12 protein-coding genes and 3 pseudogenes are annotated in these 15470 nt (G+C 60.9%); 9 read left to right on the top strand and 6 right to left on the bottom strand.

Features of this window, described 5'->3' with window-relative positions; translation table 11 throughout:
* Nucleotides 1-820: 820 nt before the first annotated feature.
* The 6 genes and pseudogenes from ACOCMH_RS15005 to ACOCMH_RS14980 all read left to right on the top strand — a co-directional run bounded on the left by ACOCMH_RS15005 (nucleotide 821) and on the right by ACOCMH_RS14980 (nucleotide 7262).
* Nucleotides 821-2167: a DUF3300 domain-containing protein gene (locus tag ACOCMH_RS15005; protein ID WP_427309134.1), complete on the top strand. Its 1347-nt coding sequence runs from the start codon at nucleotides 821-823 to the stop codon at nucleotides 2165-2167.
* 16 nt (nucleotides 2168-2183) lie between these two features.
* Entirely contained in the window at nucleotides 2184-3101 is a 918-nt protein-coding gene (locus tag ACOCMH_RS15000; RefSeq protein WP_427309132.1) for a DUF2950 domain-containing protein, read from the top strand.
* A 314-nt stretch (nucleotides 3102-3415) separates the two neighbouring features.
* On the top strand, nucleotides 3416-3718 hold the full coding sequence (locus ACOCMH_RS14995; RefSeq protein ID WP_427309130.1) for a hypothetical protein: 303 nt from the start codon (nucleotides 3416-3418) through the stop codon (nucleotides 3716-3718).
* A 96-nt stretch (nucleotides 3719-3814) separates the two neighbouring features.
* Nucleotides 3815-4735, top strand: coding sequence for an ATP-dependent Clp protease proteolytic subunit (locus ACOCMH_RS14990; RefSeq protein WP_427309128.1), 921 nt, complete (start codon nucleotides 3815-3817; stop codon nucleotides 4733-4735).
* Nucleotides 4736-5610: 875 nt separating this feature from the next.
* Nucleotides 5611-6822, top strand: a pseudogene (locus ACOCMH_RS14985) (DUF3141 domain-containing protein); the annotation flags it as partial.
* 215 nt (nucleotides 6823-7037) lie between these two features.
* Entirely contained in the window at nucleotides 7038-7262 is a 225-nt protein-coding gene (locus tag ACOCMH_RS14980; protein ID WP_427309126.1) for a hypothetical protein, read from the top strand.
* Between the two features lie 117 nt (nucleotides 7263-7379).
* Here ACOCMH_RS14980 and ACOCMH_RS14975 read toward each other — a convergent pair.
* The 3 genes and pseudogenes from ACOCMH_RS14975 to ACOCMH_RS14965 all read right to left on the bottom strand — a co-directional run bounded on the left by ACOCMH_RS14975 (nucleotide 7380) and on the right by ACOCMH_RS14965 (nucleotide 11140).
* Nucleotides 7380-8319 (bottom strand): annotated as a pseudogene (locus tag ACOCMH_RS14975) (IS630 family transposase).
* A gap of 398 nt (nucleotides 8320-8717) precedes the next feature.
* Nucleotides 8718-9632, bottom strand: coding sequence for a hypothetical protein (locus ACOCMH_RS14970; RefSeq protein ID WP_427309125.1), 915 nt, complete (start codon nucleotides 9630-9632; stop codon nucleotides 8718-8720).
* 344 nt (nucleotides 9633-9976) lie between these two features.
* The gene (locus tag ACOCMH_RS14965; protein WP_427309123.1) at nucleotides 9977-11140 is read right to left on the bottom strand and encodes a porin; all 1164 of its coding nucleotides are present in this window, start codon (nucleotides 11138-11140) and stop codon (nucleotides 9977-9979) included.
* 262 nt (nucleotides 11141-11402) lie between these two features.
* Between ACOCMH_RS14965 and ACOCMH_RS14960 the strand changes: the two are divergent.
* Nucleotides 11403-11582 (top strand): annotated as a pseudogene (locus tag ACOCMH_RS14960) (NYN domain-containing protein); the annotation flags it as partial.
* A 691-nt stretch (nucleotides 11583-12273) separates the two neighbouring features.
* Here ACOCMH_RS14960 and ACOCMH_RS14955 read toward each other — a convergent pair.
* From ACOCMH_RS14955 to ACOCMH_RS14945, 3 genes are all read right to left on the bottom strand, one after another.
* Nucleotides 12274-12504: a YMGG-like glycine zipper-containing protein gene (locus ACOCMH_RS14955; RefSeq protein ID WP_427309121.1), complete on the bottom strand. Its 231-nt coding sequence runs from the start codon at nucleotides 12502-12504 to the stop codon at nucleotides 12274-12276.
* 9 nt (nucleotides 12505-12513) lie between these two features.
* A complete protein-coding gene (locus ACOCMH_RS14950; RefSeq protein WP_427309119.1) occupies nucleotides 12514-12894 on the bottom strand; it encodes a hypothetical protein in 381 nt (126 codons plus the stop codon).
* 135 nt (nucleotides 12895-13029) lie between these two features.
* Nucleotides 13030-13299 (bottom strand): hypothetical protein, encoded by a 270-nt coding sequence (locus ACOCMH_RS14945; RefSeq protein WP_427309234.1) that lies wholly within the window; start codon nucleotides 13297-13299, stop codon nucleotides 13030-13032.
* Between the two features lie 761 nt (nucleotides 13300-14060).
* On the opposite strand from ACOCMH_RS14945, the gene ACOCMH_RS14940 reads away from it, so the two are divergent.
* Nucleotides 14061-14648: a hypothetical protein gene (locus ACOCMH_RS14940; protein WP_427309117.1), complete on the top strand. Its 588-nt coding sequence runs from the start codon at nucleotides 14061-14063 to the stop codon at nucleotides 14646-14648.
* Between the two features lie 160 nt (nucleotides 14649-14808).
* Nucleotides 14809-15456 carry a 3-oxoacid CoA-transferase subunit A gene (locus ACOCMH_RS14935; RefSeq protein WP_427309115.1) on the top strand — a complete coding sequence of 216 codons (648 nt, stop codon included), beginning with the start codon at nucleotides 14809-14811 and terminating at the stop codon, nucleotides 15454-15456.
* The last annotated feature ends 14 nt before the right edge of the window (nucleotides 15457-15470 follow it).

The raw sequence follows: 15470 nt of genomic DNA, 5'->3' as shown, positions 1-15470 counted from the left end.
GGGCATAGCCCATATCGCCCGTCACGAGTGCAGGCGGCCTCCGGCAATATCAATTCGGCGGAGTGCCAGGAGTTGCTGGAGCGATTCACCGCGACATCCAATCGCGAGTACCAGCCTTCGTCTGGACGACCCATTACAACGAGCCAGGGGCGGGTCATGCCTGGCCTGGAACGAGACCGCGCGCGCGACGACCTGATCGATACGTTCAGGGCCAAGTGTACACATTAGGATCTGTGTACACATAAACGGGTACCCGCTTGCCGCCCCCGGGCCGGAGGCGGCTCGGCGCGTCAGGCGCCGATCGGTGCCGCCTTGCTTTGCTTTGCCTTGCCTTTCGCGCAGGATTTGCTTTTAGAGTTCGTGGGATCCTATGGCGTCAACCTACACGCCTGCATGAGGTTGCCTATGCCCGGTTCGCTTTTCTGGCAGGTGCTCGGATGCTCTCGGGACTTGCCGGCCGTGAGTGCCCGTGAAGACCCGAGACACCTCACTGACTTTTCTGAGGGGCGGCATAACGATAAATTGTCGACAGTGGATCACGCAGATTTTTCTTATTTCCCCTTCCTAAAAATTTCATGTCAGTTTGCGTAACGGTTGCGGCTAGATTGGGTACAAGACGCGTACGGAACACAACGTTTGCGGCCGACTTCCCTCTGGAACGGGATCCGCCTTAGCAATATTAGCCACCAACCTATAAGGCTTACCTCATCCAGGCGCCAGCGTTCACCAGTACGTTAGCCGGAGATTGCCGTGTTCTTGAGCGATCATTGGGCCCGCAGTTCGAGGGGTGACTGGCAAACGGACGCTGGGAGGATTGGGGATGAACCGTTGGCTGATGCATTTGTTCCGTCATATCGGGGCAGGGCTGTTCGCCAGTCTGACGCTGATCGCCTTTAACGCGTATGCGCAAGCTGCGTCGGACCAGCCGGCTCCCTTCAAGCCTGAAGAACTCGAGGCACTGGTCGCGCCCATAGCGCTCTACCCGGATTCGGTGCTGTCCCAGGTCCTGATGGCCTCCACGTATCCGCTCGAGATCGTGCAGGCAGCCCGCTGGGTCAAGGCCAATCCGAAAGTGAAAGGCGATGCCGCCCTGAAGGCGGTCGAGAGCCAGCCCTGGGACGTCAGCGTGAAGTCCCTGGTGGCGTTTCCCCAGGCGCTTGAACCGATGAACGACAAGCTCGACTGGACACAAAAACTGGGCGACGCCTTCCTCGCCCAGGAGAAGGATGTGCTGGCGGCGGTGCAGCGGCTGCGGTCGCGAGCGCAACAATCGGGGAACCTGAAGTCAAACGAGCAACAGAACGTAATCGTGGAGTCGCCTCCGGCTCCGGTCCAGGGACAGCCCAGCCAGACTGTTGTGCGGATTGAGCCTGCGAACCCGGAGGTCATTTACGTGCCGGCCTACAATCCGACCGTTGTCTACGGCGCCTGGAGCTCCCCCGCATATCCGCCTTACTACTGGCCACCATATCCTGCCTACTATCCGGGCGCAGCGCTGGCCACCGGCTTTGCATGGGGCGTCGGCCTGGCCGCCGCCGGGGCCATCTTCGGCAACTGCAACTGGGGTGGCGGCGACGTGAACATCAACGTCAACAAGGCTGCCAATATCGACCGGAACTTTGACCGCACCAAGGTGCAGGGCGGTGGACGATGGCAGCACGACGCCTCGCATCGCAAAGGCGTGGCATACCGCGATAACGCTTCGCGTGAGAAGTTCGGTGGCAGGAGTTCGGCTGGTGCCGACAGGCGCAACGATTACCGTGGTCGAGATGGCGGTCGCGGCGGGTCGGACCGGGCGTCGGCGGCCGATCGCGGAGGGCGCGGCGCGTCGGACCGGGCGTCTGCAGCCGATCGCGGAGGGCGCGACGACCGCAGTGGTGCCAGAGACCGCGGCGGCGTGTCGGATCGTGCTGGGGGCGGACGCGGAGGCGGCGCGGGCGGCGGTCGGGATAACGCGTTCCAGGGCGTAGGGGGCAGTGGGGGCACGGCCCAGCGTGACTTTGACCGGGGCCGCTCCAGTACGCAGTCTTCCGGATACCGCCAAGGCGGTGCGGCCAGAGGTGGCGGCGGTGGTCACGGCGGCGGCGGATTCGCAGGCGGAGGCGGTGGTCGTGGCGGCGGCGGCTTCGGAGGCGGTGGTGGTGGCCGTGGCGGCGGTAGACGCTAATCTGGGGAACGCGATCATGGACTCGACACAACGACTGCCTCGGTCCCGGTTTTGCGCCTGGGGCAGTGCCATCGCCATGGTGCTGGCGCTATTGACCTTGGGGATCGCCCCAGCTCATGCGCAGAAAAATTTCAGCTCGCCCGAGGCTGCGATGAACGCGTTTGGCGAAGCGGTTGCCACCAGCGACGACGATGCGATGAAGTCACTGCTTGGTGCCAACTATCACGACCTGATCCCACCGGTCGGCGCAGAGATTCGCTACCGCTTCCTTGAGGCCTGGAGCCAATCGCATGCGATTCGCCCCGAAGGGGGCAACCGCGCCCGGATAGCGGCAGGCAACGACGGCTGGACCTTGCCAATTCCACTAGTGAAGACGGCCAAGGGATGGCATTTCGATACCCGCGCCGGCGTTGAGGAAATGCGTTTGCGCCGCATCGGCAGCAACGAACTGGCGGTGATGCAGACCTTGCTGGCCGTTGGCGATGCGCAGAATGAGTACGCGCAGATGGCCCAGAAGACGCAGGGTATGTCGGTGTACGCGGCGAAGCTCGTCAGCTCGCCCGGCAAGCACGACGGCCTGTACTGGCCAACCAAGCCCGGCGAGGCGCAAAGCCCGCTGGGACCAGCGTTCCTTGAGGCCGGCATGCGTAGCAGGGGCCAGGGAGGCTACTACGGTTATCGCTACAAGCTGCTTACCTCGCAGGGAAGCCATGCTCCGGGTGGCAAGTATGACTATCTCGTGAATGGCAAGCTCTTCGGCGGATTTGCGGTGATCGCGTGGCCGGTTCGCTACGGCGACACAGGAATCAAGAGTTTCATGGTCAGCCACGATGGGCGAGTCTTCCAAAGTGACCTTGGTCCAAACGGCCAAGGCAAGGCGTTGGCGATACGGTCCTTTGACCCGGGCCCCGGCTGGACAGAGGTGACACCGTGACGGGGGAGAACGGGGCGAGGCCGGCTGTACGGAAGCTGTCGCGGTGTCCGTACAGCCGGCCGCGGGCAAATAACATCTACTGACAATCTCGGACCAGTCGATCCCCCTCGCCTCACATCTCTTCTGGCTGGCACGATGGTGGCGGCAGCGGCCGGCGAGGTCATGGCGTCCCCCGTCGACCTGCGAGGGACGATCCCGAACATGGTCGGCCTGGACATCGGCTCCACCACCGAGTATGCCGGCGCCAAAGAGCGGCTGCCCGGCGTGGTACCGGGCCTGCGTATACGACAGACAACTCGAATGGTATGGTCCTTATGCGCAGTGCGCAGTTCAATATCGGCGGTCTGACCGGCTGGAGTATGGCGTTGCCGGTTCGCTACGCCTTGGGCGACATCGGCGCGGAAGACCCGGTGGTGGCCCAGATCCATGAGATTGACACCACGGTGGAGGTGGGCGGCAGGTTTGGCTATGAGCATATCACTCCGGCCGCATTTCCTATGGCGCGGTGGCATCAACGTGATGACCAATGCCGGCTTTGTCTCCTTAGTCAATGCATGGGCTTTCGCGCCTGCATGCGGGTGCCCACGTTCGTGCGCCAGTCAAGATCGCGGCATTGATTCTGACGGCTAGTCAACCCGGAGTCACCGACCTGAATATGGCGCACGCTGGCCCCCTCACCATTCAGCCAAGCCTGCTTTTCATAGGAGAAGTGTATGCGCAGCACTGAGCATCCAACAGCACAGCACGCGGCGGCGCAAAGCTTGATCCAACGGTTGCTTTCCTGGCTTTGTTTCACTGTGCTTATGTTTCCCGGTGTGGCGCCAGGGATGGACTTCAAGATCTACTACCAACCACAACTTAGGTTGAAAATGGTTGTCGGGGAGGGGAGGATTCAGGAAGGTGATGCCAAGAAGTTTCTGAATTTCGCCAAGATCGCTGACCGTGATGACGAAGGACTCGTTTCCCTTGTTTTAAATAGCCCAGGAGGAAATGTTGAGGCCGCTTTCCGAGTTGTCGATGCAATGGATAAGGTACGCGTCTACACAATAGTCACAAATAATGCCAGGTGCGCGTCCGCTTGCGCTTCAATCCTGTTCGCTTCAGGGGAACGCCGAAGTGTTGTGGGTACCGGGTTGCTCGGTTTTCACAGTTGCTACCGGCGCGATGGGCAAATCTACGCCAGGGACTCGCTTTGTAACGAAATAATCGCGGCAAATGCAATGCAAAGGGGGGTCAGCCACGCAGGCATCAATCGTTTTGTTAAGCAATATGGTGCGAAAGACATGGCATGGGTAGGGCGCGACGTCGCTTGTAAGTTGCTGCAAGGGCTATGTAAGCCAGGACTACTGGAAACTCAATATGAGACGAAGGATGCGTTGATGCATAGTTTTGATTGCAGCAAGCTCATATCTGTTCAAGCGCAGATTATTTGCGGGGATGCAGAACTTACCCGGGTCGATCAAACATTGGCAGAAATCTATGATCAAAAGATAAAAACGTCGGCTAACAAGGCGCGGTTACGAGCGGATCAACGAGCATGGCTTCGCAATTCTCGCAACGTGTGTGGCGATAAAGCTTGTCTACAACGAAGCTATCATCTACGCATCGAGGAACTAAAGCGGATGCGGTCGTAATGACGCGTTGATTGACGCCATGCTCAACCGCCAGAGCGTGAGCGTCACCCGGCGCCGCAGCAAAGCCGGGCAACTTCGCCTGATCATCTTTCGTTCAGCAGCGGCGTTGCCCGGTTGGTTCCCGAATTCTTGCTGGGAGTGCTGGTCTGCCGCCTACGCCAGGCAATGCCTGAACACGATGGCTTCGCTCTCGGAGCAGTGCTGTCCCTGAGCGTCTGCGCTGCTGGCGCGAGACTAGGCCTGGACACACTGTTTGTCGCTGGGGCGGCGGGGCTGGTTTTCTCTCTCTCGCACGGAAAAGATGTGCTCACAAGGCAATCGATTGCAATGGAGGTACTGTCGAACAGGTTTTCTCCTTTGGCGTAGTTGTATGCGAGCGTGCGCCTCATATGGAGCTACGGCAAAGCAGGCCGGTACCGAATGATCAGTGTGCCGAGGCATTCAACGGACCGAACGCGCATTGTACTGGGCGATATTGCCTTCGCGGAGGCTTAGACTCAGCAGGACTGCCGACGCCCATGCCGCATCCGTAGACAGGCGGTACGAAGTTTGCCATCGCTGCGAACAGGGACATGTAACTAGCGACCAAAGAGATCTGCCCGTGGCGCTCAGCTAGAAAGATTTTTCTTACTGTGTGTTTGGAAAGATTTCATATCTGGCTCACGGTCCAGTTCCGCTAGTAGTGGCATCGAGGTTCGATGGCTGAGCCAATTGGTTGGAACGCACCCAAGCGCCTGAATGGCCACTCTCCAACTAATCGCTGGTATGGGTAGGGCAGCTGACCCGTTTCTGAGGCAGGGACGTTCTTACTGCAGTTTCACAACCTCGCGAGGGTTCGTGGCCCACGGTCTGATGAATTCTTCGCGGAGGTTGGCCTGGATGCTGGGACGCCATGGGTACGTGCACGTGAAACTGGCCTCAAGACCGGCCTTGTGCTGCAGAAGCGCACCGAACACGCGCAGGAAGCCTTCCGTGGTCGGATGAGCGATGCCATCGGCGAAGACGCGACTTCGCCGGACCGCTGGCTGGGCGGGGTCGATCCAGCCAGTGGCTATGCCTATGCGGTAGACACGATGCAGCGTGCCATCCTGTTCTGGGATACGCTGCGCCAGCGCGGCAACAACTTTGTCCAGCAAGCGGGTGACGGGCTCAAGCCCGTGCTGCACTTCGAGTACGAGACCGTGCTCGACGGCCGCCAGTTCGAGCGTCCGGTGAACTACGCGCTGCTGAAGATCAGCCCGCCCGCTGGGGTGGAGATCGACGACAGCCGCCGCCAGTACGTCATCATCGACCCCCGCGCGGGCCACGGCCCTGGCATCGGCGGCTTCAAGGACGACTCGCAGGTTGGGGTCGCCTTGCGGGGTGGCCATCCGGTCTATTTCGTCATCATCTACCGAGATCCGGAACCGGGGCAGACCTTGCTCGACGTGTGCGAGGCTGAGCAGCGGTTCGTGAAGAAGGTTCGGGCACTGCATCCGGACAGCCCCAAGCCTGCCATCATCGGCAACTGCCAGGGCGGCTGGGCGGCCATGATGCTGGCCGCGTCCGACCCCGACGACACGGGGCCGATCGTCATCAATGGCGCGCCGATGTCGTACTGGAGCGGCGCCTGGAGCGAAGGTGAGGGCGACAATCCGATGCGCTACTCCGGCGGCCTGCTGGGGGGCACGTGGCTGGCCTCGCTGACCGCGGACCTGGGCAACGGGAAGTTCGACGGGGCCTGGCTGAACCTACACCCCGCCAACAGCCTGTGGGACAAGTACTACAACCTGTACCGGAAAGCCGATACCGAGCCGCCGCGCTTCCTTGAGTTCGAGCATTGGTGGGGCGGCTACTATCTGATGAACCGCGAAGAGATCGAATGGATCACGCGCAACCTCTTTGTGGGCAACAAGCTGTGGAGCGGTGAAGTCAAGAGCGCGGGCGGCAAGGCCTTTGACCTGCGCGAGATCAACGCGCGCATCTTGTTGTTCGCCTCAATGGGCGACAACATCACCCCGCCCCAGCAGGCCTTCAACTGGGTGGCGGATCTCTACGCCAGCACCGAGGAGATCAAGTCACGCGGACAGGTGATTGTGGGCATGATGCCCAGGCAGTGCTGTCGGCCAAGGCCGATCGCCCACGCCGTACGGCAGTGCCGCTTGCACGGGCGTCGTAGTGCAGCTGACGACAGCCGCTACCGCGCCCGAGATCCAGACCGCCACGCAGGAATACAGCCCTGGTGGCAGCAACTCGATGCTGCGCAACGATTGCAGAGGTGCAGGTACGCCCGCCCACCTTCATTGCCGACACGCACAAGACTGTGCAGAGCTACGGCACCTGCGTGATCGATCGTTGGTCGGACATCCTGTCGCCGAATGATCCCGTGCAGCGCTTTCCTCGCGCGAATGGCTTGATTGTCAGAAGTCCGAATGGAGACCTCGTGGAGGTTACCGACACATTCACAGGTGCGCATGTGGAGATGCGACAGTCCGCCACGACAGTGAAGCTGCTGGCGCTCGACAAGGATGCGCTCGACTGCTTGTGACGAGCCACGCGACAGTGCAGCGACATGAGCGGGCACAAGGGGAAGCCGGAAAGGGTCAGCGCCCGCCGCTGCTGCCGTGGTTTGCCGTGGCGTTTGCGGTGCTAGTCCACTGCGTCATTAAATTGGCACCGGGCGAATTCGCCGCGATGGATCATCGTACTTCCACTTGATTGGCTTGGGGTTCTTGTTGTGTTGACGGATATAGCGCATCAGCTTGCGATCCAGGCTTCACCGAGGTGAAGACGCCTCGTGTGGTCCCATCGCGCTGAATGCGCGCAAACCAGTTCTCGACCTGATTTAGCCAGGACGTGTAAGTCGGCGTGTGGTGCATTTGGACGTTGGGATGTTCGCTGAGGAAGTCGCGCACGCGCTCTGTCTTGTGACTGCTCACGTTGTCGCAGATGACGTGGATTTCTTGCTCTGGCCGCTGACTGGCGACAACATCGGTGAGGAAGGCCACGAACTGCTCGCTGGTATGGCGTGGCGCAGTCTTGCCGATCACCTCGCCAGTGGCCGTGTTGAGTGCGGAAACATCCGGTCCTTGCGATCCAAAGCCTGGGTCGCCGTCTTCTCGTCCACGCAGAATACTGCCGCATGCGCGGGCGGGTTCAGATACAGCCCGATCACGTCTGCGGCCTTGGTTTCGAAGTTGGGATCGTTGGAGATCATGTGCCGCTCCAACCTGTGGGGGGCGCACGCCATGTTTGCGCCAGATGCGCTGCATGGTCGAGACGGACACGTTCCCAAGTTCTGCAGCAAGCTTGTAGCTGCTCCAATGCGTCGACCCGTCCGAGGGCTTGCGCTTGAGCGTGCAGTTCAGAACCCGAGCCTCGAGTTTCTCAGGCGGCTGCACGGGTGCTCGTCCAGGGTGGCGCGCGTACAAGCCCGGCAGCCGCTCGGCCAGAAACCGGCTCGACCAACGCGAGATGAAACGCGAATCGCACCCCAGCCGCTCAATGATCGCGTCGCGCGATTCGCCGTCTTCCAGCATCAGGATCAGCTTGGCCCGGCGCGCGTCGGCTGCCCGAATGGTCATGGCCATGGTGGGGATCGGCATGAAGGTTCGAGCTGCGAGTCGCCGACAGCAATTGCTCACGCTCGGAGCTCAGTCAGATTCCAGCCGGTGCTGTTGATCGCCACTAGTCCAACGCGTCATTAAGCACCCCTTTCGTGGTTAGATTAGGTGCATGGGAAAAATGATGGCGCTGATGGTGCTGGAGACGCTGTTCCTGGCTGTGCTGTTCTACGGCATGTTGGTGGCGATGCGATTCTAAGGCTACGCTGAACAAGCTGAGGCGATCAGCCTGATAAGGAACGTGCGGCTTTGTCCATCTTGCGCAGGGTCCGGTTGCCGGTTACCCCGGCATTTTTGATCAGGATGTCGATGTCGCCGATGTCGCCGAGGCGAAGCGGGCGGCCTATGTCATTCGCAGCCTGGGCGTGACGATGAACGGATCAAAACCGAAACACCACTCCGAGCATGGGACCCTTAAAGGTGAGCCGTTGTATTAGCTCGCCTCCCTTCACTTCGTAGGTCAGGTAGCGGTAGGATAACTGGATATCGCCCCACTTTGCCGCATACGCCGCCCCGGCGGACGCTTGTAACGTGTAGCTGGAGGACCCGATACCGACGTCGACGTAATACGGCACATACCACTTGCCATTGCCGCTCAGGTTGAAGCGACCGCGCACACCGAAGATCGCGTCCACGAGGTTTTCCGTTTGCGAGACACTGCCTTGCTGCGCCAGCGTCGCGCCTTGCTGCGTGAACGTTGCGGATAGCGTCCAATGCGCGCTCGCACTCAGGTTCAGATAGCGCAGGCCTCCGAACGGCTCAATATTGCCCCATGGCGCGCGTAACGCCCTGTAGCCTGCGGCAAGCTGGAGCATCCCCCCGGTCATGCTGCTGCCCACATCGGTCGCGACGTCGCGGGGCACGATGATGCGGGCGCCATTGCCCGCCGTCACCGATTTGAGCGTGGTGTCCTGGCGATTAAAGTCGAGGTAGATCGCATCCCCGAAGATCGACCAGTTGCCCTTTCTGGCCTCAGCCTGCAGCATCAACAGGAACTGTAGGTTTTGGAGATAGCTGTCCGGCCCCGTGCCGATGTCGAGATTGCCGCCGCCGGTCGATGACGATCCGGAAAAGCGAAAGTCTCCACTGACGTTGGGCAGCCAAAGGTATGGCGCAATGGCAAATTGCCAGCTATCGCTATCGGTCGGACCAGGCAGATCGGGTGGTGCAGCCTGCGCCGATCCAGCCGCCGCCGCGAGGAAAACGGCGATTAGATACCCGGCCGCGCCGGTCGTAAAGCGTTGACACCTGCCTTCGCCTGCGCTGAGCCGACCTGCGGCTTGAGCTGTTTCCATGGCTATGTTCCCCCAATCATCCATTGCGCAATGCATGTGCCGGCGAGAGAATGACAACGCAGAGTTGCGACGATAACCTTTTCGTGCGCTAGTTTTGGGGCTTGCCGGCTCCCAGTGCTGCCCGTTTTTGGTCGCTGACGGCCTTGATCTGTGCAACGAAAGATCGGAGTTGAAAGTATCAAGGCTTTGTGCTAGTCGGATGGAAGGGGATTCCCCTTCGTCGGTTGTGATGCGGCTTCGACACGCCATCATGGCACTTCCGAACCAGCTGGCGGCTTGCGCCGCGACCTCGGGACGGTGAAGTCCCCTCCATTCGATGACGCCTTGCCGGTCTCCCCGCGCATTCAGAACCTGTGCCGGACACCTAAGGCGACGCCGAACATGTTGCTCTGCCCGTTGCCGAGGACATAGCTGTTACCTAGCGACAGGCTGTTGGCAAAGAAGGTCGCCAGCGACTCGAGCATCAACCCGGCGTTCTTGGCATAGGCCGTGGTCAGGTAGATATCGGTGCGTTTGGACAGTGAGTAGTCGGCCACGAAGGAGATCTGCCACGGGTTGGCCACACTCGTGTTGCCGTAAAGGTTCTTGAGGTCGTCGTAGTTGTACTCGAGCGTGAGCGCGAGCGCCGGCGTGACCTGGTAGTTGGCCCCGATCCAGTAGAAGTCATCGCGCTGGATCAGGACATCGGCCGCGTTCTTGTTCTGGCCCCAGCGGTAGCCTCCCATGATCTTGGCGGGGCCGAACGCATAGCTGGCGCCTACCACGGCCTTCTTGATGGTGCCGGTGCCGGTGCCGATGGTGGGATTCCACTGGTCATAGCCGGCCGTCGCGGCGAACGGGCCGAACGTGTAAGCCAGTGCCCCGCCATAGGCGGTGTCGCGTCGGAACTGCCCCGGGACTTCGCCATTGCCGCCGATCGGGATGGGGAACCCTACCGAGGCGGGCAGGGCCACCCCGGCGCCGAAGGACCAGTGCGCGAGGGCCGTCAGCCCCCCGAACTTCCCGGTGTACTTGATGGTGTTGTCCTCGCGGTAGTTGGGGCCGGACTGCATGACGACCGGCTCATACTGCGTGGCATAGGCGGTTGGAGAGAAGTTGGCCAGGGCCTCGAACATCGAGGTGTACTGCCGACCGAGGCTGACCTGCCCGAAGCGGTCGCTCTGGACGCCCACGAAAGCCTGGCGGCCGAACAGGCGGCCGCTTTGCTGCGACAGGCCGGTATCGAGGCCGAAGCCGCTTTCCAGCACGAAGATACCCTTGATGCCGCTGCCCAGGTCCTCGTTGCCGCGCAGGCCCCAGCGCGAGCCGGAAAGTCCTCCGGAAGTCAGTCGGTAGGCATCGTTGCCCGGTCCCGGGTTGAATCCGTTGGCGGCCGTCGGCACGACGCCCGCGTGGTTGACGTATTCCACGTTGGCGTCGATCACGCCGTACAGCGTGACGCTTGACTGCGCAAGGGTTGCCATCGGCCATCCCAGCAGAGTCGCCAGGGCCATCCTTTTTAGTGGCATGCTCTTCTCCTCTCTTTTTTCTTAGGTGCCAGCCACAACTTCATTCTTTGCGTACTTGACCTTGCAGCATGCTGCCGGGCAGCCTGTTCGAGCTTAGGAGCGAAGCCCGTTTCCTGCCAGCAACCGATGACCGGAAATCGCGTGAAACACGCAGTAGTGTCGGCTAATTAAGACAGTCGCCGCCAAGAACCGGCTGCCACTGCCTTCAAACTTTCCCTATGCGCCTGAACAACTTCGAGCGCGGCGATCAGTTCGGACAGCTCGGTGCTTCGATCGCTTCTGTCTGGTGACAAGCGACAGCGACTTCACCGGGTTGGAGGACCGAATCCGGGAAGAGGGGCTGGCCGTGCTTGGCTTTGGGGAACAGAACACGACCGGTGCGTCCCGGAATGCGTGCAACAAGATCGTGCTCACGGAGTTGCTGCGGCCTGCTTCGGAGTCCGTACCCAGAGGGTAAGCTTTGATTTCGGTGCCGGCCGGACGTCTTCTCCGACCGGTTCAGCGTTTTCGACGGGGAACTACATCGGCTTGGGGATCCTGAGGCAACTCTTCCCCGTGGCTGCTGACGTCAGCCCTCCGGCGTTGCATCGTTGCCGGGAATCGACGCTGCCGGTTTGAAATCGGACAGAAGTTTTTCGAGGCGCCCCTTTGACCAACAGAGCGTCTCGGGTCCGCAGAGATGATGCGGACTGCATAAGCTCCTCGACACCTGGGGAGCCCTTCGGCCGGGTTAGGCTCGTCTACGTCCATTAGATGCCACACAGATCGAAGCGCAACATCGGTACAAATTATTGGACGTACATCCAGCGCGGGGAGAAAATGTGATGCGTTTGACCTCGTCCTTGCTATTTGCATCATAGCTGGTGGTCGGATGCAACACCCGCCGATTCCGCCCGGCAAGCCGGTCGACATTCCCACAGCACTGGCAGCAAGTGGCCGACCATCTGTGTACGTTTAGAGAGAAATCGATTCGATCACCGTTGAGCTCAATCTGTCCGTTGACGGTGCAAGGAATCCAAGAAATCCTCTGAGCACTGGGATCGGGGTGATCCAATAATCTAAGGGATTACAACAATCCAGAATAACGGATCGGGCTTGAACGCCATAGGCGCCGGCAAGGGCGCGAGGGCGGCTTACCGCTGCTGCTGCTTGCTGCCCTTGATGTTGCCCGCTACGCCGCCAGCCACGGCGCCGATCGCCGCGCCAGTCCAGCCGCTACCACCTGCGATGGCTGCGATGCCCGCACCCGCTGCGGCACCGATGCCAGCACCGGACACGGTGCCTTGCTGCTGCGGTGTCATATTCGTGCATCCGGCAGCGCCGGCGACGACCAGCGCTGCACCAATCAGTTGGAGTCGTTTCATGGCGTCAACTTACTTCTTGGTCTGCAGACCGGGAACAACCATTTCGAACCAGATTGTTTCAATGACTGGCCGCTGCAACTGGTCAGGATGTGTCGCGTACCAGCGATCCAAGCCCTGGCGCACTGAGTCGAGCGAATGGCCCGTGAGCCCCCTTGCAAAGCGCGGAACGATGCTTTGCGAGTCAGGCGGCGGCTTGCCCTCGTGATAGGCGATATCAACCTGGACCAGGTTGGCAATGCCTACGAGATAGGCCTTTTTTGTCTGTTCGGAGGAATCTGTCCATTGCTTGCCGGTGATCAGCGGGACTTCATCGGCGCGGACGCCAGTCGCCAATGTCAACGTCATTAGTGCCGCGGCCGTTACTGCGAGCCTGCTCAGTCTTCTCGCCATTGCGGTCTCCTCAGGGTTGCCGTGACCGGGCGTGTGCGTTTCTTCATATTAGTTTCTATTCCGGTGTCTGCAGGGCCACTGTGTATGAACCGATTCCCCAATGCGAGCTCCGCTGCTGGCGGGAGCGGCGCTCCATCAGTACTTGGTGTCCCGTTTTTCCTGGCGGCCCTCCTGCTTCGTGTTGCGCTTGTCCTGCCGGCACTCGGCGTTGCTCTTCTGGTTTTCGGCCCGGCAGTCAACCTTGCCGGAGCGGGCCTCCTGTTTGGCCGCCTGGTTTATGTTTCTACCTTGCTGGCGCTGTTGCGACTGCTCGGTCGCGGGGGCAGCGCCCGATAGCGCCACGAGCCCGATTACCGCTAGCACTCTGCCGGTTTGGCTCCCACGTCCGTTTCTCGATTCGACCATTTTCACGCGTCTCCTTACGTGGTTGAGGGCGGCGCCCAGGTCTCGCGCCAGGCAGCCTTCGCATGCGCGTATAGTGGCAGACCCGAGCAACCCCTGCGATAAAGCGGGCAACCATCACCCAAATTCCATCATGGCAGAAATGGCTGGCCACAAGGGCGATTTCGCGTACGGACATCATTCGTCAGAGCTACCGCCTCAGTCGGCGGATCCATCGGCAGAACCGGTTGGGACGGCCTACGGGTTAGCCACATAGCAATCGGTAGCCGACGGCCGTAGGAGACGTCCATATTCTCTTCTTCCTTTTTCAGCAAGCGGATCCCCTGCCTACCGCAGGTCACCGAGTGGCGCTGGCGTAGTTTACCCACCGCCGGGGTAGATCCGGCTCACTGCCAAGGGGAGCCGGGGCTACGTTGGCATCACTTCCATCGCAGGCAGGACAGCGCCACACAGACTATTGCGGCGTCTGGAGCAGTGCTAGTTCGCAGCCGGTAAAGCAGTGACGCACAAAAGGCTGAACCAACGGGATGTCGCATTGAGAATTCACGCAATGCGCATAGTGCGCCACCACGGTCATTGCCGCGATGTGAGTGGCCCGCAATTGCCGCTTTTTGTTTGACTCATGTGTATAAGTGCACGCATCGACGGTGGAAGTTTTTCTAAAGTCTCTGTGGGAAAGATTTCAAGTCTGGCGGCACGGCAGATGCGACTAGAGTTTGTGCACGGCACGGAGCACGCCGCAAATCAGATTGAGGGAGAGGCATATGAAAGCCAAGACACTACTGGCCACCGCGACAATCCTGGTGGCGACCGGCGCTGCGTGGGCACAACCCGAAACCCGTGTGGACGTCACTCAGTCAGCGGAACAGGCGACCGCTACCGGGACAGCGAAGCTCACCGCCAAGATCGTCAAGATCGACGCGCCGACGCGCACGGTTTCCCTCAAGGCTGCCGACGGCAAGGTCACTGACCTCGTGGTAGGCCCGGAGGCGCGGAACTTCGATCAGCTCAAGGTCGGCGACACCGTCACGATCGAGTACAAGGAGGCCCTGACCATGAGCCTCAAGAAGGGCAGCGGGCCGCTGGCGATGCACGAGCGCGAGATATCAGACCGCGCCGCGCCGGGTGCAAAGCCGGGCGGCACGGTCGGCCGGGAGGTTACCGTCACCGCCGACGTCGTTTCGGTCGACACCAGCGCCAGAACGGTGACCCTGAAGGGCCCGAAGGGACGTACCGTGAATCTCCTGGTAGAGAACCCGGAACGTCTCAAGGGCATCAAGAAGGGCGACCGGGTCGAAGCGGTCTATACCGAGGCCCTCGCGGTGTCCGTGCAGCCGGCATCCGCCAAATAGCTGGAGGAGAGGGAAGTGGATAGCTTGCCGATGGGCGCGCACTGCGGCGGTCACGATCCGGGCGTGATCCTGTACCTGATCAGCGAACTCGGCATGAGCGCCGGCGACATGAACTGATGATCGCCAACCATACACGGGCCATCATCGGCAAGGAGGCAAGATGAAGACCGTCTCGAGCGAGCACGCGGTTGGGTTGATTCCCGATGGCGCCACGGTGATGGTGGGTGGCTTCATGGGCGTCGGTACACCGGAGCGGCTGATGGACGAGCTGGTGCGGCAGGGCAGGCGGGATCTGACGGTGATCGCCAACGACACGGCAATACCGGGCCGGGGAATTGGCAAGTTGGTTGCCGCAGGCGTCCTGCGCAAGGCAATCGTCAGCCACATCGGCCTCAACCCCGAAACCCAGCGCAAGATGATCGCGGGAGAGATCGAAGTCGATCTGGTTCCCCAAGGGACACTGATCGAGCGCATTCGTGCCGCCGGATGCGGCCTCGGCGGCATTCTCACGCCAACCGGGGTCGGTACGCTGGTCGAAGAGGGCAAGCGCAAGCTGGAAGTGGACGGTGTCGAATATCTGCTGGAGACGCCTTTGCGCGCCGACTTTGCGCTGGTGGAGGCCTTTCTGTCCGACTATCAGGGCAATCTCGTGTATGCCCTGACGGCACGCAACTTCAACCCTGTCATTGCCATGGCTGCGGATACTGTGATCGTCGATGCGGCGCACATCGTGCCCGTCGGCATGATCGCGCCGGACCACGTGATCACACCGTCCGTGCTGGTGGACTACGTGATCGCTCATGTTTGATGGCAACCGGAGAT

Origin of the sequence: Cupriavidus sp. H39 (genome assembly GCF_050271075.1) — a bacterium.
GTDB classification, from domain to species: Bacteria; Pseudomonadota; Gammaproteobacteria; order Burkholderiales; family Burkholderiaceae; genus Cupriavidus; species Cupriavidus necator_B.
The sequence above is the reverse complement of the archived record's forward strand: the minus strand, read 5'-3'. Positions and strand labels throughout refer to the sequence as shown.